Annotated in this window: 17 protein-coding genes; 5 read left to right on the top strand and 12 right to left on the bottom strand. The window is 36.4% G+C overall.

Going from position 1 to position 23,626, the window contains the following annotated elements:
• Positions 1-29: 29 nt before the first annotated feature.
• The 10 genes from ABDZ97_RS08850 to ABDZ97_RS08895 form a co-directional block, all read right to left on the bottom strand.
• Positions 30-2,168, bottom strand: coding sequence for a S46 family peptidase (locus ABDZ97_RS08850; RefSeq protein WP_343786675.1), 2,139 nt, complete (start codon positions 2,166-2,168; stop codon positions 30-32).
• A 117-nt stretch (positions 2,169-2,285) separates the two neighbouring features.
• A complete protein-coding gene (locus ABDZ97_RS08855) occupies positions 2,286-3,665 on the bottom strand; it encodes an ArnT family glycosyltransferase (protein ID WP_343786677.1) in 1,380 nt (459 codons plus the stop codon).
• 679 nt (positions 3,666-4,344) lie between these two features.
• The gene (locus tag ABDZ97_RS08860) at positions 4,345-5,439 is read right to left on the bottom strand and encodes a Fic family protein (protein WP_343788015.1); all 1,095 of its coding nucleotides are present in this window, start codon (positions 5,437-5,439) and stop codon (positions 4,345-4,347) included.
• 536 nt (positions 5,440-5,975) lie between these two features.
• Entirely contained in the window at positions 5,976-7,010 is a 1,035-nt protein-coding gene (locus ABDZ97_RS08865) for a ligand-binding sensor domain-containing protein (protein WP_343786679.1), read from the bottom strand.
• 171 nt (positions 7,011-7,181) lie between these two features.
• On the bottom strand, positions 7,182-8,324 hold the full coding sequence (locus ABDZ97_RS08870; protein ID WP_343786681.1) for a PDDEXK-like family protein: 1,143 nt from the start codon (positions 8,322-8,324) through the stop codon (positions 7,182-7,184).
• Between the two features lie 116 nt (positions 8,325-8,440).
• Entirely contained in the window at positions 8,441-8,593 is a 153-nt protein-coding gene (locus tag ABDZ97_RS08875) for a hypothetical protein (RefSeq protein WP_343786683.1), read from the bottom strand.
• Between the two features lie 86 nt (positions 8,594-8,679).
• Complete coding sequence (locus ABDZ97_RS08880; protein WP_343786685.1) at positions 8,680-10,986, bottom strand: PHP domain-containing protein; 2,307 nt, start codon at positions 10,984-10,986, stop codon at positions 8,680-8,682.
• 6 nt (positions 10,987-10,992) lie between these two features.
• Entirely contained in the window at positions 10,993-11,748 is a 756-nt protein-coding gene (locus ABDZ97_RS08885) for a DUF6602 domain-containing protein (RefSeq protein ID WP_343786687.1), read from the bottom strand.
• A 385-nt stretch (positions 11,749-12,133) separates the two neighbouring features.
• On the bottom strand, positions 12,134-12,778 hold the full coding sequence (nth, locus tag ABDZ97_RS08890; RefSeq protein ID WP_343786689.1) for an endonuclease III: 645 nt from the start codon (positions 12,776-12,778) through the stop codon (positions 12,134-12,136).
• Entirely contained in the window at positions 12,756-13,403 is a 648-nt protein-coding gene (locus ABDZ97_RS08895; RefSeq protein ID WP_343786691.1) for a tetratricopeptide repeat protein, read from the bottom strand. Before ABDZ97_RS08895 ends, nth begins: the two co-directional genes overlap by 23 nt.
• Positions 13,404-13,437: 34 nt before the next feature.
• Here ABDZ97_RS08895 and ABDZ97_RS08900 point away from each other — a divergent pair, with 34 nt between their 5' ends.
• Both ABDZ97_RS08900 and ABDZ97_RS08905 read left to right on the top strand, forming a co-directional pair.
• Entirely contained in the window at positions 13,438-13,665 is a 228-nt protein-coding gene (locus tag ABDZ97_RS08900; protein WP_343786693.1) for a hypothetical protein, read from the top strand.
• A gap of 122 nt (positions 13,666-13,787) precedes the next feature.
• Positions 13,788-15,314 (top strand): DEAD/DEAH box helicase, encoded by a 1,527-nt coding sequence (locus ABDZ97_RS08905; RefSeq protein WP_343786695.1) that lies wholly within the window; start codon positions 13,788-13,790, stop codon positions 15,312-15,314.
• Between the two features lie 12 nt (positions 15,315-15,326).
• On the opposite strand, the gene ABDZ97_RS08910 is transcribed toward ABDZ97_RS08905, so the two are convergent.
• Positions 15,327-15,950 (bottom strand): peptidase associated/transthyretin-like domain-containing protein, encoded by a 624-nt coding sequence (locus ABDZ97_RS08910; protein ID WP_343786697.1) that lies wholly within the window; start codon positions 15,948-15,950, stop codon positions 15,327-15,329.
• Positions 15,951-16,030: 80 nt separating this feature from the next.
• On the opposite strand from ABDZ97_RS08910, the gene ABDZ97_RS08915 reads away from it, so the two are divergent.
• Both ABDZ97_RS08915 and ABDZ97_RS08920 read left to right on the top strand, forming a co-directional pair.
• On the top strand, positions 16,031-16,516 hold the full coding sequence (locus ABDZ97_RS08915; protein WP_343788017.1) for a hypothetical protein: 486 nt from the start codon (positions 16,031-16,033) through the stop codon (positions 16,514-16,516).
• 12 nt (positions 16,517-16,528) lie between these two features.
• Complete coding sequence (locus ABDZ97_RS08920; RefSeq protein ID WP_343786699.1) at positions 16,529-18,211, top strand: DUF819 family protein; 1,683 nt, start codon at positions 16,529-16,531, stop codon at positions 18,209-18,211.
• 91 nt (positions 18,212-18,302) lie between these two features.
• Here ABDZ97_RS08920 and ABDZ97_RS08925 read toward each other — a convergent pair whose 3' ends face one another.
• Entirely contained in the window at positions 18,303-20,849 is a 2,547-nt protein-coding gene (locus tag ABDZ97_RS08925) for an ATP-dependent Clp protease ATP-binding subunit (protein ID WP_343786701.1), read from the bottom strand.
• Positions 20,850-21,069: 220 nt separating this feature from the next.
• Between ABDZ97_RS08925 and gyrA the strand changes: the two genes are divergently transcribed.
• Positions 21,070-23,619 carry a DNA gyrase subunit A gene (gene gyrA / locus ABDZ97_RS08930; protein ID WP_343786703.1) on the top strand — a complete coding sequence of 850 codons (2,550 nt, stop codon included), beginning with the start codon at positions 21,070-21,072 and terminating at the stop codon, positions 23,617-23,619.
• Positions 23,620-23,626: the final 7 nt, after the last annotated feature.

The following is a 23,626-nucleotide window of genomic DNA, read 5'->3' on the forward strand; positions in this document are numbered from 1 at the left end:
ACGGTTTCAAAGTTACAAACTCTTTTATCTTATTTGATGATTTTCATCTCTTCAATTAAGTTGGTTGCACCGGCATATTTATCAACGATGAACAATACAAAACGAATATCACAAACAATAGTTCGCTGAATATTTGGCTCAAAGTAGATGTCTCCACTCATAGCTTCCCAGTTTCCGTCAAAAGCGGTACCAATAAGGTTTCCTTCTGCATCAATTACAGGGCTTCCTGAGTTACCACCTGTGATGTCATTATTCGTTAGGAAGTTTACGATCAATTTTCCGTCTTTGTCCGCATATTGTCCGTAATCTTTGTTTTTCCATAAAGTACGAAGACGTTCAGGAACGGTAAATTCATAATTTCCAGGAATTTCTTTTTCAAATATTCCGTCAATAGTTGTTACATAATCATACGAAACAGCGTCTTTAGGTTCGTAAGGAAGTACCTGTCCGTAGGTCAAACGCATCGTAGAATTAGCATTCGGATAGAATTTTTTGTCCGGTTGCATTTCACGAAGTCCTTTTACAAAAAGACGGTAGGCTTTGTCTTGTTTCTCGCGTGCTACCATTAGCTCTTCACGACTGTTTACTTCACGAATGGATGTAAGAACAGAGGAAACCAACTGATAAAGAGGTTCTTTATCTAATGCCTTTTTAGTAGGGTTTTCAAGAAACGCGTCAAATTTATCTTTGTTGAAGAACATAGAAGTTTTTCTGACCTTAGCGACAAATTTAGAGAAGTCTCCCTTTCCTTTTTTACCTACTGATAGAATATATGCTGCTTGCTGGTCTTCAGGTAGCTCTTTGTAATAACGGCTGTACATTTCAGCAATGATTTCAGCTTCAATATCAGCATTGAATTTTTCAAAGAAAGCTTCACCGCGCTCTTTCATGTTAGCCACATTGGCTTTGATCATATCAGCATCTCCTTCTTCAAGAGCGTTTCCAAGTCCAAGCATACGGTACGCAAACAGGTTGACATCAACAGAGAAAATTGCTTCATTGATAAATACAGAGAAAGCATTATAGTTGTCTAAAACTTTGTAAGATTCTTCCATATCAGAAAGAACAGTTGCATACTCAGCTTTTCCTTTTGCAAATGCCGCAAATTTTGCTTCTAATGCTTCTTTTTTCCCCTGAACATTATTGTTTTTCAACTGCTCAGTTTGTCCGATGAAATATTTCCAGTAATTTGCTACCTGAGCATATTTTGAAGCATATTTCAGGTGAACAGCCTCGCTTTGATCCATGTATTTTTTCATGATCTCAAGCTTCTTGGCGCGAAGTTCAACACGTTTTGGCTGATCCAGTGTAATGGCTTGCTTTACACCAAAAGAAGATAGGAAACGATCAGTAGACCCAGGGAACCCCATAACCATAGCGAAATCTCCTTCATTAACTCCTTTCAAAGAAACAGGAAGGAAGTGTTTCGGTGTCAGAGGATTGTTTTCTCCTGAAAACTCAGCAGGCTTGTTTGATCCATCTGCATAAACACGGAACATAGAGAAGTCACCTGTATGACGTGGCCATACCCAGTTGTCTGTATCATAACCGTATTTCCCGATGTCCGAAGGAGGAGCTCCTACCAAACGAACGTCCTTGTAGGTTTCTTTTACAAAAAGGTAGAATTCGTTTCCTTCGTAAAAATCACGCACGAAAGCTTCGTAATTGGTTCCCTCAATAGCCTCGTCAGTAAGAATTTTAGAGACTTCGCGGATTTTCATAGCGCGCTCCTGAACCGACATGTTTTCGTTCAGTTCTTTTGAGATAGCTTCAGTAACATCCTCCATACGGATGATAAATGTTGCTGTCAATCCTGGAATCGGAATCTCCTGATCCAATGATTTTGCCCAAAAACCATTTTTCAGGTAGTTATTTTCTTCCGAAGACGCTCCGGCGATAGCATCATATCCGCAGTGGTGATTGGTTAATAATAACCCTTTGTCAGAGATTACTTCTGCTGTACAGAATCCTCCAAAGGATACAATAGCATCTTTCAACGAAGCATTATTTATATCATAAATTTGCTCCGGGGTCAATTTAAGACCGTGTTTTTTCATGTCCTCATAATTCCTGTTTAACAGGAAAGGAAGCCACATACCTTCATCAGCTTTCAGGAAGGTTGTGAAAGTGATGGTAAGCAATAACAAGAAAGCTTTTAAATTCTTCATTTGGTTTTTATTAATTTACTACTACTAATCGGTTTAACAAATTCTTTTCAAATTGTTAAAACACGATTGGCAAAAATAAAGGGTTTTCCCGTATTTCGGGAGAAAAGACAAGGTAATTTATTCACGAATGACCGGAGTTGTCAACAGAGAACCGTTTGAGAGTTTGTGTAAAATTGTGTATTGTTGACTCATTTCTTCTTTGTTAAAAGCTTCCTGTTCAAATAAGATGATCGGTTGGTAACCTTCTGTAATCAGGTTGTATATTACCGGTTCGTCCGGAATAAAATCAAAGGAGGGAACTCCGGTGAAAAAGGTATAGGAAGGGTGGAGGTGTTTGGGGGTATTGAAGAAAATGGACGATTTTTCAGAAAATGCTAATTGTTCGATTTCCATAATCTGATCATACTGTTGTTTATTTTGGTTGAAATAGTACTGATGTTCTACGGATGTTTTCGGAAAATGTATATTTCTGAATTCCTGAAGTCTAAGGTTGTGAAAGGAGACGAAAAGAAGAACAAGCCCCAGAATTATCCGGGTAATGATAGGAGAGAAGCGTTGTTGGATCGATTTTCTGAGTTCTGATATGAAAAACGCCAGTAGGTAGTATAGTAGAAAGAAGACCATAAAAGTAAACAGTGGCATTTTCGTTTGGGCGATTGAAAAGAAAAGAAATACAGCCAGTATCGGTATAGAAACAAATATTCGTCGGGAATTATCTTTTTCTTTAATTAGAAAGAAAAGGAGTAAACCAAGCCATACTATAAATACAGCGGGAAATTGAATTTTCAGATATTGGTGCCGTAAGTTTTTAAGATAATACCAGGAGTCACCACCATGTCCTTCCACAACAGAGGAGAAGTGAAGTTGATTCAGTTGTATTTCGTGTACATACTCGGACGGAAACTGATAATAACAGTACAATTGCCAGGGTAATACGATAAGTAAGGTAATGATGAATGCTGTAATAATGTGCTTAACGCGTTGTGCGGTAATTCCTTTTTGTACAATAAGAAGAAACCAGGGGAGGAATACGATTAGTCCGGTTAACCACTTGGTCAGTACGGCCATTCCGGCAATTATTCCGATGCAATACATCGTCTTTTTTTTGTCGTTAAACCAGTATTCGGAAAGCAACCAAAAAGAAATAAGTACCAAACTGACAAATATGGCGTCATTATGATCTGTTGTTTCCTGTCCGGTAGACAGATTATTGGCGATAAACGAAGTAGATAGAAGTACAGCAAGTGTAAGACCTGTGAAATTACCTGATAAGTTCTTACCAAGTCTATACCCACCGAATATAGCAAACGAATTCAATAGAATAGAGGGAATTCGAACAGCAAAGGCAGTAGAACCGAATAGTTTGATGGAAAGTGCCATCAACCAAAGGAAAAAAGGCTGTTTATGTAGCCAAATATGGGAGTAATTCCAGTTAGTAGTATTTGTTATACCGTCAATGGAAGGGAATAACATCGGTGTGAAGGGCTGCTCAGACATGTTTTTTGCTACCAGAGCATGAAACTGTTCGTCCCATATGTGAAGAAAGCTCTCGTTGGATGCTATGAAAAACTTTAGCAGTAAACTAAGCAAACAAAGTAAGAAGACTAAATAACTACTTTTCATGTTTCTTTAATCACGTACTTACAATGTTGCAGGGATTGTAAATTAACGTATTATACGTATCAAATATATCATTTATATTCCTGTAAGACTTTTTTGCTTCCCAATTTTACGGTAATTTATTATCGCTAATGTGGCAGATGTTTTCTTCTTCTGTTCATTTTGCTATCTATTTTATTGAGCATAATGGTTTGTGTATGGTGCGTATCCCTTAGGATATGCACTATACAAAACCTAAGTTTACAATCATTAACTTGTATAGTATTAATTCAAAGAACGAAAGAGAGGAATAAGGCTCCCTTATATACGAGGATCAACTCCGTCAACATTGAAAGTCCCCTCTCTTTTCTACTTTAAATTCGAACGGTTCATTGGACACAAAGTCTGTTTTAAGGTTGTTGAATTCAAGTAGTCTCGTTCTTCAAATCTTATGTTATGAATAAATAGTAATTATTATGATGAAAATTACCGAAGTGTAAATCCTGTGCTTTTAAAAAATAATTGATTATTTTCTTGGATTTTACCACGGTTCATTGTCGTCTTTAGTTTTTATTTTCTAGTTCTCTATGAAATATTCTCGAAACATATATTTTCTATTTTGTTTATAACCAGTTAGTTCAGATAAGATGTTAAGTTCAATTAAATCTTTAATGAGCCTGTTGGCTGTTGAAGGAGAAATCTGTAAGAGCTCTGAGACTTGTTTGGAATCTGTAATGGGAACTTGAAATAGTTGTTTTAATAACAATTGTGCTTTTTCTACTTTGCTTCCTAGTGTTGGTAATCGTTTAGTCTCAATATCTGTTTTTAAAGCAATAATATCTTTAAATACTTGGATGGATTCTTTTGATGTTTCTATTACACCAACTAAGAAGAATTTGATCCATTGAGTCAGATTACTTGTTAAACGAACCGTCATTAAGTTGTCATAGTAGTAGCCTTTGTTTTTTTCAAAAAAGTCAGACAAGTAAAGAGATGGTTTCTTTAATACATTATTACTTACCAAATAGAGAGTAATAAGTAATCTTCCTAATCTACCATTTCCGTCAAGGAACGGGTGGATTGTTTCAAATTGATAATGTACAATAGCTATTTTGATTAGATGAGGGACGTGATATTCCTCCTCATTAATAAACTTTTCTAAATCACTCATTAATTCTATCACTTCAGAATGATGAGGGGGTATGAAAATTGCGTCTTTTAGTGTAGCTCCAATCCAGTTTTGACTTGTTCGAAATTCGCCAGGGATTTTATGCTTTCCTCTAACACCAGATAAAAGTGTTCTATGTGTGTTTTTAATTAACCTGTTTGAAATAGGAAGCTTTTCTAATTCTTCAATAGAGGTATTAATTGCTTTTATGTAATTCTGAACTTCAGCCCAGTCATCTCTCTTTTCAGGAGTAATGTCTTCTTCTTTCACAAGAGCTTCTTCCATGTTAGTTTTGGTTCCTTCAATTCTACTTGATGTTGTAGCCTCTTTAAGAATATGCATTGTAATGAAAAAGTCAACATCAGGAATTATTTGAGAGAATGCGTTTAACTCTCCTATCAACCGATTTGCTTCTGCGAGTAATTTATTTACTTCGGGGGTTGAAACGATCCATTCGTGATTAATTTTTTCAGGAGAGAATGATTTGTATTCTATCTGTTTGATTTACTTTCCTGAAATGAAATCTTGTAAATCCATAGTTTCGAAATTTGTTAATAATGCAAATATGTGGATTTATATTTTTATTAATCTAATGAAATGAAAATAAGATGGAGGCTTATTTTCATTTTATAGAAGTAGGGGAGAACAAGCAATTACTTATAGTAATTGTGCCTGTTGCACAACCCAGCGTGTTGATAAAGATATAAATAAACTGGATAAATGATAGCTTTGAATAATTACCTTAGTATATGCAAGGAAAAAAGCATTAGCAGGAGAAATTGTTTACTTCATTTTCGTTGAGTTCAAGGATTCCGAAGGGTAATTTCTATCGCCACCTTTCAGAGGTGTTGGATTTACGGTTTTTGTATCATCAAAAACATAAAATACAACCTTTATAGACTTCATCTAAGCAACCCTGATTTTTGGTAAACTTTTACCAAATGAAAAATGGAAGGCTCTTAAAAAGGCTTAAAATCAATCATTTTTTTGATTTTGGGAGGGTTGTGCAACGGTTACCATTGTTGTGTGCAGTATTTTTTTTAATTCCAAGGTCCATTTGTCGTTACATTTATTGTTTTTCCGTCTTTGTCAATTTTATATAATCCACCTGCACAGCCTAACCAAATATTTCCTTTTTTGTCTTTCAAAAAACTCATTGTAGAAGTTGGAACTTCATAATTTATGAACTCATTGTTTTTATAATTGTAAACTCCGTTGCTTGTTGAACTAATCCATAAATTGGTTGAGTTGTCTTTGTAAATTGTGAAAACATCACTTTTGTCCAATCCATTGATATTAGGGAATTGAACGATTATATTTCCATCATACTTGTTTAAACCGCCATTCCCTATACGCTTGGCGGTGTCTGCATTGTCTTTTTCTGCTACTCTTGTTCCAATCCAAATGTTTCCTTTTTTATCTTCTACTATGGTTTGAACATTATTCGAGTTCAACCCTTCTTTTGTAGTGAAATAAACAAACGAATTTCCGTCAAATTTACTTGCTCCGTAACCGTCTCTTCCGAACCAAATATTCCCTTTAGTATCTTCAGTGATTGAGGTTATCCAATCTTTGGTGTCCGGATTGATTTTGGTTTCAATTTTCGGATAAGGAATTGGGAAATTTTGAAATTGATTTCCGTCGAATGTACAAACTCCGCCCCAAGTTCCAATCCAAAAATTTCCTTTACTGTCAATATACAGATTGCTTATCGTATTACTACAAAGTCCGTCTTTTTCTGAATAATTAGTAAACGTTTTTCCGTCAAATTTTGATATTCCTGCCCCTGTTCCAAACCATAAATTACCAGATTCATCTTCAATGACGTTTGTAACTCGATTGCTTGGCAATCCGTCTTTTGTAGTTATGTAAGTCAAATTACTCCCATTATATTTAGCAACTCCTTTTTCTAAAGTTCCAAACCAAAGATTTCCTTTTGAGTCTTGAAATGTTTCTATTACATATTGTCCAATTTGTTCGTTTTTTTTCTCAATTTCGACAGTCCCGTTTTTCCTCTCTTGGGAATTACAAGAAACTGTTAAAATTGTCAATAATGATAAAAGTAAAATCTTCATTTTTGGTTTGGTTTTAATATGACGCACAACGGTAAATTGTATGAGTAGTGGCAGATTGCGTGGCACTTTCTAGTCAAACCGCTATGCAGTTTGAGCGGGCTACAAAACTCCGAATTGAGCATTTACCCGCTATTGCCTATGAGCCATTGTTATGGGCTGTGATTTATAATTTTAATCTTTTGTTTTTCTTGTTATATAATCTACAATGTATTCAACTAATTCGTTTACAATTTTTTCTCGATTTTCTTTGTATTTCCCATATTCATTAAATCTCTCAATTTTTTGGTTTTCATCCCAAATTGTTTCAATTGATTTTTTCAACCAAAATGTGTGAACAAGATTTTGTTTGTCATTTTTTTTGTTAAAATCTAATTCTCCAATGAATAATGAATTTTTTCTGTGGGTTTTCTTCTCAATATTAAAGGCTTCAATTCCAATCGTTCTATTTTTGACAGTAATAAAAATACTAAAAAAAGGGTCTTTTTGAATCCTAATATTTTGTAAATCTGGTATAGAACTTAATTTTGCTATAATGTTTTCTTGTAAATCGTTTATTATTGAAATTAGTGCGTTTTCGTAATTCTTAACTATCTCGGAAGCACCTTTTATTCCATTATCTAAAATTAATTCTTGGATTTCGTTTTTCATTTTGTAATTAACAGTTTGGAATGTTTCTCTTTTTATCAGGTTTATATATTGAGCCAAAGATTGTTCAATAATTGGAATGCTTAAACAAACTTCTTTACATTTTTCCAACCAAGTTAAAATGTCATTTTTATATGTTAAGCAAAAATAGTCAGAACCATTAGTTAGTTCTTTACTTTTATAATTGTCTCCGATTTTTGTGAGATAAATAAGTAAGGTTTTTCTATTTTTATCTTCTTTTAAATAATCTAAATAACGTTCCAATTGCTCTTTTCCCTGTTTTGCATTGAACTTATTTTCAATTATTATTTGCCATTCACGATTTAATAGTAAGATGTCTAATCTACATTCTTGCTTTCTATATTTTCCAATGTTTCGCTCTGTATATACTTGAAGTTTATTTAACTGATTAGGAATAATTGCATCTTTCCAAAATGCAGATTCTTTCTTTTTTTGAGCTAAAAGACTAATAAAAAGATTTATAAATTTATCGCCTTGACCGTGCGAACCTTGAGGATTTAATAATTCAGCAATTAATGCAGAGTGAGTTTTCTCTTCATGAGTTTCTCTATCAAGAATTGAAAAAAGATTAAAATTGTTTCCTTCTTTTTTTTCTTCACTTTCGTATGAATCAACAATTTCATTAGCTTTTCTTAGAAAATCTTGCATATTTTATAATGGTTTGTCTATTATTCTGGTGCGTTTATTTTCATTGCCCATAACGTTTTAGCTATGCGCAGTGTCCCGCAGGGCATTGCGTATAGGTTTTGTTGGCAGTAGTATTTTTATTTTTCTTCTTCTACTTCTTCAGGTTCTTCCTCATCAAAAATTTCGGAAACTTCATTGAGCATTTTCTTTAAACTTTCTTCTTCTTCCTCTGTCATATTTTTGAACTCTGTATCTTCAACAGAATTATTTTGAAGCAACTGCTTAATCATTTCTGAATAAGTGAAGTCTATAGCAACAGTACCTTATTGAATCTTTACAGTAATTTCATTGTTTTCTTCTTTGTTGAATATTAATTTCATGCTTCACTAAATTTTTTAAGGTTATATTTTTTCACCCTCTTTTTTATCGAAGATTTACCTCCATCAGTTATTGCAGCAATATGATCTACTACTGGAATTCCTTCTATGTGACCTTCTAAAGGACTAGACTTGATAATTAGTTTATTGCTTTGATTTCTGCAAAGTATAACGTTTTGAGCATCTGCGAGCATAGGAATCGTTGCATTATGTGAGACAAGGATAATCTGCTTCTTCATCTTTATTTTTTTTACTGCTTCAACTAATCCTTTGTTAATATAATTGGTAGCTAGATTATCCTCAGGTTGATCAATAATTATTGGAGCACTGTCTTTGTCATACCCTAGAATAATGTCTAGTATAACTGAAGTTTTCCATCCTGGGCTTAACTTATCAAACTCTCTTCCATCTTTGGTGATTATTTTATATTTCTTTTTATTCAATTCCTCAAAACTTGAGTATATTTTATTTTCAAAATCATCATAATCATAAACCTTTGGTTTTCTTTTCATGAAATTTGATTCAAAAAGTAGTTCAGGTGTGAGAGATTTGAAATCTGAAACTTTTGTTTTCAAATAACGATTAAGAGACTCTACAAACTTCTCTTTATTGAGAACAAAATCATTTTCGATATATAGCTTATGTCCCATTGATTCAATTTCCTCTGAATCAAAATTTAAAGAGTAAGTAGCAATAATATTTAAAGTTTTGTGAAATTTACGATAAGCTCTAACGTACTTTTTTAGGGACTCTTTAAGTTTGACAAAGTTTTGGCTTTTCGATTGTTCTTCTTGATTACTATGCTTTAATAGTCGATTGTAATCCTCTTGGTTTTGCTCCAATATAGATCTAACCAATTTTTCCTTTTTAGATATTTTTAGAGCACTTGTTAATTCAGATTTTAAAACTTGAATGCTATCTGAGTCATGTTGAATGAATGGAAATCCACTTAGAAATTTATCAATGTCATCAAGACTTTGAATAAATTCGTCATATTCACCTTTTGAAAACTGTATTTTTTCTAATTCTAATTCAGTAGGTTGAAGATTGTTATAAATATTCGTTTCTAAATTGTCACGAGTTATAAGTCTAGATATTATTGGAATAGTAAGCAATGTTTTGCTTTCCTCTTCAATAATTTTGACATTTTTAATTAATTCCTGAATGTTTGATTTGAAACCTCTTAAGCCATTATTGATGCTCTTTTTAATTTCATCATCACCAGGAAATACCCGTTTGATAATATCAATATTTTCGATTTTATCCTCACTGATATTATTAACAACACTCATTATGTAATTTTGAGATAGATAGTGGGGAGTCATTCCAGAAGGATTGACAATATTTATTTTATCAATTTCATATTGGTCATAAACTGATTCTTCTGTGTTGTTATTCAAAGATTTAACTATCGATTCTACTAATAATGTTTTACCACTAGATGAACCTCCAATTATGACATTAAGTCCTGATGAAAACTCGACATCAATCTCAATATTTTCTCTGCTATGGTTAACTGATTGTATATTCTCTGAAAAGTATTTAGGTTTGGTAGGCGAGTAAATTAATCTTGATCTCTCCGATAAAGAAAGTCGAAGACCATTAAAAGTCGGTTTTGCAAGCATCCAAGTTGGATTGAATGGTTGTTTGTCTTTTCCGTTTGGATAAATAGATGGATTATAGTTGTCACTGCATGTTACAAGATTTACAAAATCATTAATTCCAAGTTTTTTGAAATACTCTTGAGTTTTCTCTAATCCATTATCACCTCTTGCTGTAAAACCTTCAAAATGATTATAATAAACACTTTTCTCTAATGTACTATCTAATTTTGTTTCTTTCGATATGGATGTATTGAAGGTAGCATGAGATTGTCCACCATGTGGTAATAGCATGAATTCATATGAATCGAACTTGTTAATTACGTCTTGAATTGAAGGGATATTTGGGTCAAGTTTTTCTACAACTTTATTTGGATATAATTGATCCAATCTTTTGTTAATATCATCAATGATATCCCCATTGATTTCTTCTAGGTCAAAATAAATGTGACAATGATAGGCTGGTCTTTCAGGGTAATTTTTAATATGTAATTCAACTCCAAGAATCAAATTGATGCCCTTATCAACAGCGTTAAGGTAAACAGGTTTGTTTACTACATTGTGATCAGTAATTGAAATCAAAAACTCTGATTTTCCATTAAACTCATGGATTTTTTCAACTAATAAGTCCAAGTCATAACCTTCATTAAGGTTATTAGGGTCATCAGAAGTATGTATATGTGTATCTAAGTAAACGGGATTCATTAATTTCTAAATTCTTTGGGATTTCAGATTTTTGTCAACTGGAAACCATAGTCGGTTGTTTGCAAATACAGTGTCGGATTTCAGGTGTGCAATTAGATTTGAAATCAAAAATGAAAATGACAGGTCGTCAATATCATATAAGTACCCTCCATCTGAAGGATCATTTTGATTCCAAAATTTGTAGAATTTATCTTTATTGAAACTGATATGATTGACCTTAAAACTATCTTTATTTACATCATTATTTATGGAGTCTTCAGCATTTCTAATAGCATTTTGTACAGCATCACTATTATTGATTTTTAGTCTTTCATAGCCTTTGTATGAAAAGACTCCATTAAATAGCGGTTTTTCATTGTTAGTTCTCGCATTATATACAAATTGACCTATTTCATTAGCTTTTCTAACTACTTTTTCTGTACCCTGATTTTTAATATTTGCTTTTACTTCTATAATCGCTTGAACTGAATCAGCTGTAACAATTGCAAAATCACCTTCCTTGAAAAGTACAGGAAAGTTTGTATCGTATATAATAATGTCTATTTGTTTACTTGCTTTATGTTGGCCTCTCACATTCGTCTGTTGAATAACAAAGCCTGATGCAATTGCGTACCGCTCTGGAAGAAACCTTTTAATAACACCTTTAAGAACAGCCTCTTGATACCTTCCATCTTCGCCCCAGTGCGAAATAAGAAGTCTAACCCTATCTTTAATAGCAAGAAGTTCTTTTGTAGTTGTTTTATGAAAATCGATTGTATTCATGTTATTTTTATTACTGCCAACTAGCGTATATATACCGTGTGGTTGTTATATCTTATATAGCCACTGTCCAGCTAAGATAATGAATCAAATGTATATTGAATGTTTTGAATATCTGAAAATATGATCGTTATGTCTAGTTCTATTGCTGTATTACTGCTGTGTCCCAAAAGGGTTTGAATATACCGCAAGTCTGTTTCACTTTCCAAGAATGGTAGTACGGAGCAGTGGCGTAGTCGTGTGTGCAGTCAAGAAATCAGAGAAATCAGCGACTAAAAAGCAGCTACTTTTATTTAGGTGGTTGAGTTCTGCAAAACCATATTACGTGAAAGCGGGAGATCCTTCACAGACCTCCCGCTTTTCTAAAAAGTTTTATCGGACCTAGAGATTATTTATATTCTTGTAAGACTTTTTTGCTTCCCAATTTTACGGTTATAAAATCTACATCCAGTTTGGGAGACCGGGCAGGAGAGTATTCCCTTCCATAGTAGATGATCTGTAGATGTAATTTATTCCATAATTCTTTTGGAAACCATTTTTTAGCATCTTTTTCTGTTTGCTCCACATTTTTTCCGTTGGTCATTCCCCAACGTGTTAGCAGACGATGAATATGTGTATCAACAGGAAAAGCAGGAACACCAAATGCCTGTGACATGACAACTGAAGCCGTTTTGTGTCCCACTCCGGGGAGCTCTTCCAATAAATCCATGTTTTCAGGAACTTCACCATCGTATTTGTCTATCAAAATTTGTGATAGGGTATAGATTGCCTGCGATTTTCGGGGAGAAAGCCCGCAGGGACGGATAATCTCCTTTATTTCATCCACGGATAATTTGACCATATCAAACGGATTGTCGGCACGTTTAAACAGAATGGGAGTGATCTGGTTGACCCGGGCATCTGTACATTGCGCAGACAAAAGAACAGCGATTAACAACGTGTAAGGATCTTTGTGATCAAGAGGAATAGGAGTTTCCGGGTACAACTTCTCCAATTCTTCAATAATATATTCAGCTTTTTCCGCTTTCGTCATTTTCGTTAATTTTAAATCCGTTTCGTAGAAAGTTCATGAATTCGGAAAACCCTTTTTTACTGGTAAAAACGCCCAACATGGTTTTGAAAAGAGAAGGTGTATTCCGGTTGTGTTCATTGGTTTCCTGTTTTCTGGGTTGCAATTCAACTCCTTCCGGATGATTTACAGGTTCTCCGTCTTCCAGTTCACTGAGTCTCTGTTTGAAGGAAGGTTCGTTTCTTACAAGTGAATCCGCTTGTGCAAAATTTCGTTTGGCTGCTTCCATATACCCCAGTTTCTCCATGAGAAGTCCCAGGTTATTCAACGCAACAGCATCTTCGGGATCTAATTTAACAGCGATTTCATAATCTGTAATCGCTCCTTCCGTATCACCAAAAAAATCGCGAACATACGCCCGGCTGGAGTATCTGTAGGAATATTCCGGGTCGAGTTCGACAGCCTTATTCATATCAGCGAGAGACTCCTTTTTTTTATTCAGGTGAAGAAAAACAGTTCCTCTCTCACATAATAGAACCGGATTGTGAGGATCTTCCTCCAAACAGTAATTTAAAAGAATCAATGCTTCTTCCGGTTTTCCGTTTTTCAGTAAAACGATTGCTTCTTCGTGCTTTTTGTTGCTATACATTTGTTACCTTCGGTTTCTGAATTCTTACAAAAATATGGACTTTCCCCAATATCGACGTTATTCAAACGGTTCTTCTTATTTTAAAATCCTGGATGATCGCACTTTTATTGAGTATCAGGTAGTAGGAAACCGGGTGTTTGAACACCGTATTACAGCCCGACAATATCCGGAAATTCTGCGCATCAAAGAAATGCTGGGATTAGAGTTGCCCGGAATCGAGGTAGCAGACGGTGAACATGTCGAGAGTTTACAGGCTAGATAAGTGTTTTGGGGATACAAGATATTTGTAAGACTCTGTCCAATAGTTTTTTCGAAAAAAAACCTGTCAAATCAAGGGAAAACAAGAAAAGAACCGTACTTTTGTAGCCCAATTTTTGCAAACACATGATCGATACAGAATTATTCGTAGCCAAAAAGTTATACCCGTTTCAGGAGAAAGCCGTTAATACGATTGTTGATGACTTAAAGGAGAATGGTGCGAATTATAATCTGTTGTATCAGTTGCCTACAGGAGGGGGGAAAACGGTTATCTTTTCCGAAATTACCCGCCGTTATATTGAACACTGGGGCAAAAAAGTATTGATTCTTACCCACCGGATAGAGTTATCTGTTCAGACAAGTAAGCAGCTGTCCGCTATACGGGTGAATAATAAAATCATAAACAGTGAAGTAAAAGAACTACCGGATCAGGATGAGTACATGTGCTTTATTGCGATGGTTGAGACACTGAATAATCGTCTGAATGAAAACGATAACTTTATAGAAGATATCGGGTTGGTAATTGTGGATGAGGCGCATAATAACAGCTTTCGTAAAATTTTCCAGTTTTATGAAGGAGCCAATATTCTTGGTGTAACCGCAACTCCGTTAAGTTCGAATAAGGCGTTACCTCTGAATGATAACTATGATAAGTTATTGGTGGGAGAGAGCATACTTTCACTTATCCAGGGAGGATATCTTGCTGATGCTGATACCTATACGTACGATGTCAATCTACATGGTTTGAAAATAGGATCAAATGGTGATTTTACGGTAAGTAGTTCCGAACTGGTGTACGGAAACTATTTTATGCAGGAAAAGCTGTTGTTTGCTTACGAAGAAGTGGCAGTAGGGACTAAAACACTTATTTTCAACAGTGGTATTGAAACTTCTGTGCGTGTATACGAAACATTTAAGAAGCGTGGTTACCCGATCCGTCACCTGGATAGTACTTTTAGTGATAAAGACAGGAAAGATATTCTGGAGTGGTTCAAGTATACAAAAGACGCAATTTTATCTTCTGTTGGAATTCTTACGACTGGTTTTGATGAACCGACGGTTGAAACGATTATACTGAATCGTGCTACCCGTTCGTTGACATTGTATCACCAGATGATTGGTAGAGGTTCACGAAAGTTACCTAATAAAGATCGTTTCAAGCTAATTGATTTGGGGAACAATGTTCGTCGTTTTGGTTTGTGGCAAGACTACATCAATTGGCAGGACGCATTCAAATTCCCGGATCGCTTTCTGGAATCAAGATTGTCTGAAGAGGATGATATTCAGTTCGAAGTAGAGTACGAATTTCCTCCACACTTACGTAACAAGATTGATGAAGAGTTTTTGAATGCTTTTTCTATGAAGGATACGTATTATGAGTGCATCGACAACGGTCAAAAAGGAAAAGATGCAGTTGAGTTAAGCGTTCGAAACCATGCCGATGCGATTATTAAAGCCGTAACCAACTTTTATGACGGATTGGAATTACAGGAATTTCTACAGGAGCACGTTGAACACCGACTGAAACAATATACGAAGTGTATTTCCAAGAGTACAGCGAATTATTTTAAGTACCTGATGGAAACGTATAATCGTCAACTTCGTCAGATTCTACGGAACGAACTTGATGACGAAGAGGAAGACGATGAATAGGAAATTAACCCTTTAAAATTCCACCACATATTCCGCTACTCCAAAAGAGGGACATAATACAGAATCGAGATGTATTTCAGTGGCCAGGTTTACGATATAAAATCGCACATATTTATTCCCGGCAACTGCGCAGCTTAGTGTATCATTATAAACAGAACCCGTGTATTCGTATGAGGTAATCGGACAGCAATCTTCACAATCTGTTCTGCCGTTTAATTTCTGAATAGTAACCTGATCGGCTGTGTTCTGCGGATTAACGTTCCGGATAATCCATTTAATCTCGGAGCGAGCCTCTACCGAAAAATTGTGCACGTATGCTTCATTAGTAGATAGCTGCGAAAAATAGATGGTAAACTCTTCCGAAAAATAGTCACTTTTTTCAAATACAATGCGGTACTCTTCCGATTTATCCCGTTGAAAGGTAATGCTATACTTTCCGGTAGCATCACTTGTTACAGAAGTTACCAAATCTGGGAGCCCTCCACCTGCGGGGATTTTAAACAACTTAATGGTTCCGCTTTGAAGTCCTCCTCCCAATGAACTGTCCGATATAGTTCCTTCAATAGTGAATTCAATCACATCCTTTTTGCAGGAAGAAAAAAGAGAAAAGAGGATGAGAAAAGCAACAAATCTCATGATACAATTTTCAGTAAATATACGAATATCATCATTGCATTCTGAACATTTAAGGCAGAAACCCTATCTTCGCAATCGTGATGAAATTTTTGCAAAGCATAGTGATTAGTATGGTCGCTGCCTTTATGGTATCGGAGAATCATTCATTTTCTCAAACTTTTCTGTTCAAAGGACAGCAGAGTTTTCAGAACGAAGTAATCTGGTCTGTGTATTCAAATGAAATTTATCATGGAAACAGGTATTCAGGAGGAGCTTTATCTTACACGATTATAGATAATCAATTGTATGTTGGTTCCGGAAGATATACTGATGATTGCGCTTATACGATTCGGGACAACGAAATTTTTATTGGAAGAAGTAGTTTTTCCAATGATTTGGTTTATACGATCAGAGAAAATAAAATTTATGCCGGAAACAGCACTTATTCCGGGGATATATTGTTCACCTATAACAAAGGAAAAATATACCGGGGAGACTCAACATTTTTGAGCGACATACTATTTACTGTTGAGGAAGGTGAAGACTTTGACCTTCGTATTATAGCTTGTATAATCGGACCCTTTTAATTCAGATTAATTATGAAGATAAAAATTACTTTTTTCTTATCTGTATTTCTTGTGTTAGCAGGTTTTTCATCTGCTCAGACGGATCGTTTATTAACAGATGGAAAAGATTCTGTTATTGTTTTTTCAGAGAGAATTCCATCAGAAGTTTCAGATACACTGGCTTTTGTGAATTTTAATGGAGGAAATGTAAAATTGGTCGAAAGCAGAAAGGCAATTCTTCTCAATTTTAATGACCAGCACAGAAGGATTCTCTCTTCATCGGAAGTAATAGAGCTCCAACTCAATGATACTGTTTTTTCTCTGACAAATGTAGAAGATATCCTGATTAAAAACCCGGGTGTAGGAGAAGTCCTGAAGTTAAATCTGACCCCGATCATTAATGGTGAATCAGCTAAATTTGAAGATGTTAGTTCAGGAGGACTTAAGTTGACAATGCTTGAGAAAAAACCGGAGGAACCTGTTTTTAAAGATGACAGAGTGGTATTTGGTATTTTATTTTTGGTACTTGCTGCTATTTTTTATACTTCGTCAAAGTCGAACAGCCGTTTCTGGACGCGTTTTTACACAATCATTCCGGCATTATTCCTTTGTTATTTTATTCCTGCGATACTGACAACATTCGGATTGATTTCGTCTGAACATTCTCGTCTGTATCCGATGGCAAGAGATTATTTATTGCCGGCCAGTTTGATTTTAATGACCTTGAGTATCGATTTGAAGGGCTTAATTAATCTTGGACCGAAAAGTCTTATAATGTTTGTCGCAGGAACAGTTGGAATCATTTTGGGTGGAGTAGGAGCTGTCTGGTTGTTCTCTATTTTTAGTCCGGAGACTGTTGGTGGAGAAGGTAATGAAGCTACCTGGAGAGGGTTGGCGACGTTGGCAGGAAGTTGGATCGGTGGTGGTGCCAATCAAACAGCTATGTTCGAAATCTACAAATACAAAGAGTCTTTATATGGGGCTATGATTACTGTGGATATTGTTGTGGCAAATATTTGGATGGCTTTGGTTCTTTTCGGAATTGAGAAGCGTAAAAAACTGGATAAATGGTTGAAAGCAGATAATACAGCGATTGATGAGTTGGTACATAAGATGGATGCTTTCCAGAAATCCGTTTCCCGACAAGCGGGAGTAAAAGATTATATGATTATGGCCGGACTGGTATTCGGAATAGTCGCTATCGCACACTTTTCAGCAGGCTATTTATCAGATTTTTTTGCCAGTAGGACGGAAACACCGGAACAGGATACATTGGCCAATTATTTTTTCTGGTTGGTTGTTTTGGCAACTGTTTTCGGGTTTATTCTTTCGTTTACAAAAGCAAGAAATCTGGAAGGAGTAGGAGCGTCAAAAATAGGATCGATTTTTATTTACATTCTTGTGGTAACGATCGGAATGAAAATGGATATTACACGTATTTTTGAAAATAAACTGCTTATCCTGGTTGGATTAGTCTGGATGGCAATTCATGTCGGGATACTGGTATTGGTTGCCAAGTTAATCCGTGCTCCGTATTTCTTCCTGGCAGTAGGTAGTCAGGCAAATGTTGGAGGAGCTGCTTCAGCTCCGGTTGTAGCAGGAGCATTCCACTCGTCATTAACTACTGTAGGAGTTATCATGGCAGTGTTTGGATACTTTGTTGGAACAGTTGGTGCAATAGCCTGTGCTGAATGGATGAGGATTGTAGCTCCGTAAAGGGATAGAAAAGAGAGATTATCTATAACAAAAAACACTGTTTCCGAGGAAACAGCGTTTTTTTATACATCAACCGGAAAGGAAGAAGGTTTTACTCTTCCTCTTCTTTCTTTGTTTTTTTCGGTTTTTTATTCTTTTCAATATCGATTTTCAATTCCTCACCATTTTCACCAAGGTCAATTTTAATCGAATCACCTTCCTGTAGATTGGCTTTGATAATCTCTTCTGCCAAAGGATCTTCAATATATTTCTGAATGGCCCGCTTCAATGGTCTGGCTCCGAATTTTTCATCATACCCTTTATCTACAATGAAATCTTTAGCTTTCTCGGTCATGGTCATGTCATAACCAAGATTGTTAATACGACCGTATAGTTTGTTGATTTCAATATCAATAATTTTATGAATGTCTTCACGTGTAAGCGACTTGAACAGAATCATGTCATCAATACGGTTTAGGAATTCAGGAGAAAATGCTTTTCTGAGAGCATTCTGAATCACACCTTTTTGTGCTTCTTCTTCCTGATCCTGTTTTGCTTTTGTTCCGAATCCAACTCCTGTTCCAAAATCCTGAAGTTGACGGGCACCGATATTGGAAGTCATAATAAGAATCGTATTCTTAAAGTCAACTTTTCTTCCCAATCCATCTGTCATGTGTCCGTCATCCAAAACCTGTAACAACAAATTGAAGACATCCGGATGTGCTTTCTCTATTTCATCAAGAAGAATGATAGAGTAGGGCTTACGACGCACTTTTTCCGTTAATTGTCCTCCTTCTTCGTATCCGACGTATCCGGGAGGCGCTCCAACCAGTCTGGAAATCGAGAACTTCTCCATATACTCAGACATATCTATTCGAATAAGAGCTTCCTCGGTATCAAAAAGATACTTGGCAAGTTCTTTGGCTAACTGCGTTTTTCCCACTCCTGTTGGTCCAAGGAAGAAGAACGATCCGATGGGTTTATTCGGGTCCTTAAGTCCGGCACGGTTTCGCTGAATCGCACGAACCACCTTTTGCACGGCTTCGGACTGACCGATAACGCGTTTGTGTAATTCCTCTGCCATCGTAACCAGTTTTCCGCTTTCGGATTGAGCAACACGTTGTAGAGGAATTCCTGTCATCATGGATACGACTTCAGCAACATGCTCTTCAGTTACCTGAATACGGTGAGATTTGGATTCCTCTTCCCACTTGGTTTTGGCTTCTTCCAGTTTCTCCTGTAGTTTTCTTTCCGTATCACGTAATTCAGCCGCTTTTTCATACTGCTGACTTTTGATAACATTATTCTTTTCTTCCTTGATCTTCTCAATATCTGCTTCGATATCAATGATTTCTTTAGGAACATTAATGTTGGTGATATGGACGCGTGATCCCACTTCATCCAGTGCATCAATCGCCTTGTCAGGCAAGTGACGATCCGAAATGTAACGATCCGTCAATTTGACACACATCTCGATCGCTTCCGGAGAGTAAGTAACATTATGGTGCTCTTCGTAACGTTCCTTAATATTATTAAGAATCAGGATGGTTTCTTCAATCGTCGTGGGTTCAACCATTACTTTTTGGAAACGTCGTTCCAAAGCACCGTCTTTCTCAATATACTGGCGATACTCGTCCAATGTTGTGGCTCCGATTGCTTGCAGTTCACCCCTTGCCAAAGCAGGTTTAAACATATTGGAAGCATCCAGAGAACCACTTGCTCCACCAGCTCCGATGATCGTATGGATTTCATCAATGAAAAGAATAATATCCGGAGATTTTTCAATCTCACTCATTACGGCTTTCATTCTCTCCTCGAATTGTCCTCTGTATTTAGTTCCTGCCACAAGAGAGGCAAGATCTAACGAAACAACGCGTTTGTTAAAAAGTACACGGGATACTTTTCGCTGAACAATACGTAGTGCAAGACCTTCGGCAATAGCACTTTTACCAACACCTGGTTCTCCGATCAGGATAGGATTATTCTTTTTCCGTCGTGATAAAATCTGGCTAACACGTTCAATTTCTTTTTCACGTCCGACAATCGGATCAAGTTTCCCCATTTCGGCCATTTTAGTAAGGTCGCGACCGAAATTATCCAATACAGGAGTTTTGGATTTTGAGTCTGTTCCTTTACGTTGCCCGGGGGTACCGTATCCGCCGCCTTCCTGTGGGTCTTCATCCGAAGCTCCGGGAAATTCGGACTTAGGTAATTTTCCTTCTTCTAACATAAGTTCAAGTTCGTCTTTAACATTTTCATATAAAACGCCATACCTGTTCAATAAACGGCAGGCGAGGTTGTTCTCATCTTTCAATATTGACAATAGCAAGTGCTCTGTTCCGATAAGCGGGCTTTTAAACAATTTAGCCTCCAGATAAGTAATCTTCAGAACCCGTTCAGCTTGTTTAACCAATGGAATATTTGTCATTGAAGTATTGGTTGGCTTTGCTGTTTTTAACAACGTACTTTCCAATTCTTTGCGTAATGCCCCAAGGTCCACATTAAATTCCTTAATAAGACGTATTCCAAGACCTTCGCCCTCGCGAATCATCCCTAATAATATATGCTCAACCCCTATAAAATCGTTTCCGATGCGTAAAGCTTCCTCTCTACTGAAAGAAATCACATCTTTGACGCGGGGAGAAAATTTTGCTTCCATAATTTACCTGTCATTTTTGAGTTCCCGATAAAACACAGTACACTCAGTTTACCAAAAATATAATTTAGTTTCTCAAAAACCGAAAAAAACAGATGCAATTTTCAACAGAATTTTGTTTATAAAATGCCGTTGCGTTTGGTTTTTGTAGCTATCTTTTGTGTATTTTCGAAACTTTATGGAATAGCAAACAATTTCCATGCAAATCTAAAATGATGTCAAAATGGCAGATGGAGAAAGAATAATACAGATTAACATTGAGGATGAAATGAAATCGGCTTACATCGATTATTCGATGTCGGTAATTGTTTCACGGGCGCTTCCTGATGTTCGGGATGGTTTTAAGCCGGTTCACAGAAGGGTTTTGTATGGAATGCAGGACCTTGGAGTTTATTCGAACAGAGCGCATAAGAAATCAGCAAGAATTGTAGGGGAAGTGTTGGGTAAATACCACCCTCATGGTGACTCTTCAGTATATGATACAATGGTTCGTATGGCACAGCAATGGTCTTTGCGCTATCCATTGGTGGACGGACAGGGTAACTTTGGTTCTGTGGATGGTGACAGCCCGGCAGCAATGCGTTATACAGAAGCCCGGTTGCGAAAAGTCGCTGAAGAAATGTTATCGGATCTGGATAAAGATACGGTAGATTTTCGTCCAAATTTTGACGAATCCCTTCAGGAGCCTTCTGTTCTTCCTACTAAAGTTCCCAACCTTCTTGTAAACGGAGCTTCGGGTATTGCTGTAGGTATGGCGACAAATATGGCGCCTCACAACTTGTCTGAGGTAGTTGATGCTACTATTGCATATATTGATAATCGTGATATTGAAATCGCTGAATTGATGCAGTATGTGAAAGCTCCTGATTTCCCTACCGGAGGTATTATTTATGGATATGAAGGAGTAAAAGATGCATTTGAAACAGGTCGTGGACGTGTTGTGATGCGTGCGAAAGCTACTATTGAAGAAGAAGAAAACGGTAGATCATATATCATTGTCAATGAGATTCCTTATTTGGTGAATAAGGCTGAGATGATTAAGAAAACAGCCGATCTGATTAATGATAAGAAGATTGACGGTATTTCTGATATTCGTGATGAATCTGACCGTAACGGAATGCGTGTGGTTTATGAATTGAAACGCGATGCAATTCCAAACGTTGTACTTAACAAGTTATTTAAGTATACGCAACTACAGACTTCTTTCTCTATCAATAATATTTGTTTGGTAGACGGACGCCCTAGATTGTTGAATTTGAAAGAATTGATTCATTATTTTGTTGAGTTCCGTCATGAGGTGGTGATTCGCCGTACTCGTTTTGAACTGAAAAAAGCTGAAGACCGCGCACATATTCTGGAAGGACTTATTATTGCTTCGGATAATATCGACGAAGTTATTGCTATTATCCGGGCTTCCAAGTCTCCTGATGAGGCGAGAGAAAACCTGATGACAAGGTTTGAATTATCGGATCTTCAGGCGAGAGCAATTGTTGATATGCGTCTTCGTCAGTTGACAGGACTTGAACAGGATAAATTACGTGCTGAGTACAATGAATTGTTGGAAATCATCAAAGATCTCAAGGATATTCTTGATCGTGAAGAACGAAGAATGGAGATTATTAAAGATGAGTTAGCCTACATAAAAGAAAAGTATGGTGACGAAAGACGTTCGGTAATAGAGTACTCAGCGAGTGAAATGAGAATAGAGGACCTTATCCCTGATGAGGAAGTGGTCGTTACTATTTCACACGCCGGATATATTAAACGTACCAATCTTGCTGAATACAAAGTTCAGAACAGAGGTGGAGTGGGATCAAAAGGTTCTACGACAAGAGATAAAGACTTCCTGGAGCATCTTTTTGTAGCTACTAATCATAACTACTTGTTGGTCTTTACAGAAAAAGGACGTTGTTTCTGGATGCGGGTATTTGAAATTCCTGAAGGAAATAAGACTTCCAAAGGACGTGCAATTCAGAACCTCATAAATATTGAGCAGGATGATAAAGTAAAAGCGTACATCAATGTAAATGATCTGAAAGATCAGGAGTACGTGGAAAATAACTTTATTGTTATGTGTACAAAGAGAGGGGTTATTAAGAAAACTTCTTTGGAGGCATACTCTCGTCCTCGAACAAATGGTATTAATGCAATCAACATTCGCGAAGACGATGAGTTGTTAGAAGCAAAATTGACCAACGGTTCAAACGAAATTATTCTTGCTGTAAAATCAGGTCGAGCAATTCGCTTCAATGAATCAACTGTACGACCAATGGGTAGAACGGCTTCCGGAGTGAGAGGAGTTAACATTTCAGAAACTGATGAAGTAATCGGAATGATTTGTATCCAGGAAAACTCAGAAACGATTCTGGTAGTCTCCGAAAATGGCTACGGTAAACGATCATACCTGAACGATCCTGAAGATGGAGAGCCTGTATATCGTATTACGAACCGGGGTGGTAAAGGTGTGAAAACATTAAATGTTACAGATAAGACTGGTCCGTTAACAGCAATCAAAACCGTAACGGATGAGGATGATTTGATGATTATCACACAGTCCGGAATGGCGATTCGAATGCATGTGGCTGATATTCGTGTTATGGGACGTACAGCACAGGGAGTAAAACTGATCAACCTGAAAGGAAAAGAAAGTATAGCTGCTGTTGCAAAAGTTCCACGTTCGGATGAGGAAGAAGACATGTATGACGAAGAGAACGGCGGAGAAATGAATGATAATGGCACTATTGTTGATGATAACAACAGTGTAGAAGAATAAGGTTAAA

Source organism: Wandonia haliotis, from assembly GCF_039523435.1.
Lineage (GTDB): Bacteria > Bacteroidota > Bacteroidia > Flavobacteriales_D > Crocinitomicaceae > Wandonia > Wandonia haliotis.

Excerpts from the sequence above, each read along its gene's own strand:
- ABDZ97_RS08850 (WP_343786675.1), bottom strand. The coding sequence starts at position 2,168 with ATGAAGAATTTAAAAGCTTTCTTGTTATTGCTTACCATCACTTTCACA.
- ABDZ97_RS08855 (WP_343786677.1), bottom strand. The coding sequence starts at position 3,665 with ATGTCTGAGCAGCCCTTCACACCGATGTTATTCCCTTCCATTGACGGT.
- ABDZ97_RS08865 (WP_343786679.1), bottom strand. The coding sequence starts at position 7,010 with ATGAAGATTTTACTTTTATCATTATTGACAATTTTAACAGTTTCTTGT.
- ABDZ97_RS08870 (WP_343786681.1), bottom strand. The coding sequence starts at position 8,324 with ATGCAAGATTTTCTAAGAAAAGCTAATGAAATTGTTGATTCATACGAA.
- ABDZ97_RS08875 (WP_343786683.1), bottom strand. The coding sequence starts at position 8,593 with ATGATTAAGCAGTTGCTTCAAAATAATTCTGTTGAAGATACAGAGTTC.
- ABDZ97_RS08880 (WP_343786685.1), bottom strand. The coding sequence starts at position 10,986 with ATGAATCCCGTTTACTTAGATACACATATACATACTTCTGATGACCCT.
- ABDZ97_RS08885 (WP_343786687.1), bottom strand. The coding sequence starts at position 11,748 with ATGAATACAATCGATTTTCATAAAACAACTACAAAAGAACTTCTTGCT.
- nth (WP_343786689.1), bottom strand. The coding sequence starts at position 12,778 with ATGACGAAAGCGGAAAAAGCTGAATATATTATTGAAGAATTGGAGAAG.
- ABDZ97_RS08895 (WP_343786691.1), bottom strand. The coding sequence starts at position 13,403 with ATGTATAGCAACAAAAAGCACGAAGAAGCAATCGTTTTACTGAAAAAC.
- ABDZ97_RS08900 (WP_343786693.1), top strand. The coding sequence starts at position 13,438 with ATGGACTTTCCCCAATATCGACGTTATTCAAACGGTTCTTCTTATTTT.
- ABDZ97_RS08905 (WP_343786695.1), top strand. The coding sequence starts at position 13,788 with ATGATCGATACAGAATTATTCGTAGCCAAAAAGTTATACCCGTTTCAG.
- ABDZ97_RS08910 (WP_343786697.1), bottom strand. The coding sequence starts at position 15,950 with ATGAGATTTGTTGCTTTTCTCATCCTCTTTTCTCTTTTTTCTTCCTGC.
- ABDZ97_RS08915 (WP_343788017.1), top strand. The coding sequence starts at position 16,031 with ATGAAATTTTTGCAAAGCATAGTGATTAGTATGGTCGCTGCCTTTATG.
- ABDZ97_RS08920 (WP_343786699.1), top strand. The coding sequence starts at position 16,529 with ATGAAGATAAAAATTACTTTTTTCTTATCTGTATTTCTTGTGTTAGCA.
- ABDZ97_RS08925 (WP_343786701.1), bottom strand. The coding sequence starts at position 20,849 with ATGGAAGCAAAATTTTCTCCCCGCGTCAAAGATGTGATTTCTTTCAGT.
- gyrA (WP_343786703.1), top strand. The coding sequence starts at position 21,070 with ATGGCAGATGGAGAAAGAATAATACAGATTAACATTGAGGATGAAATG.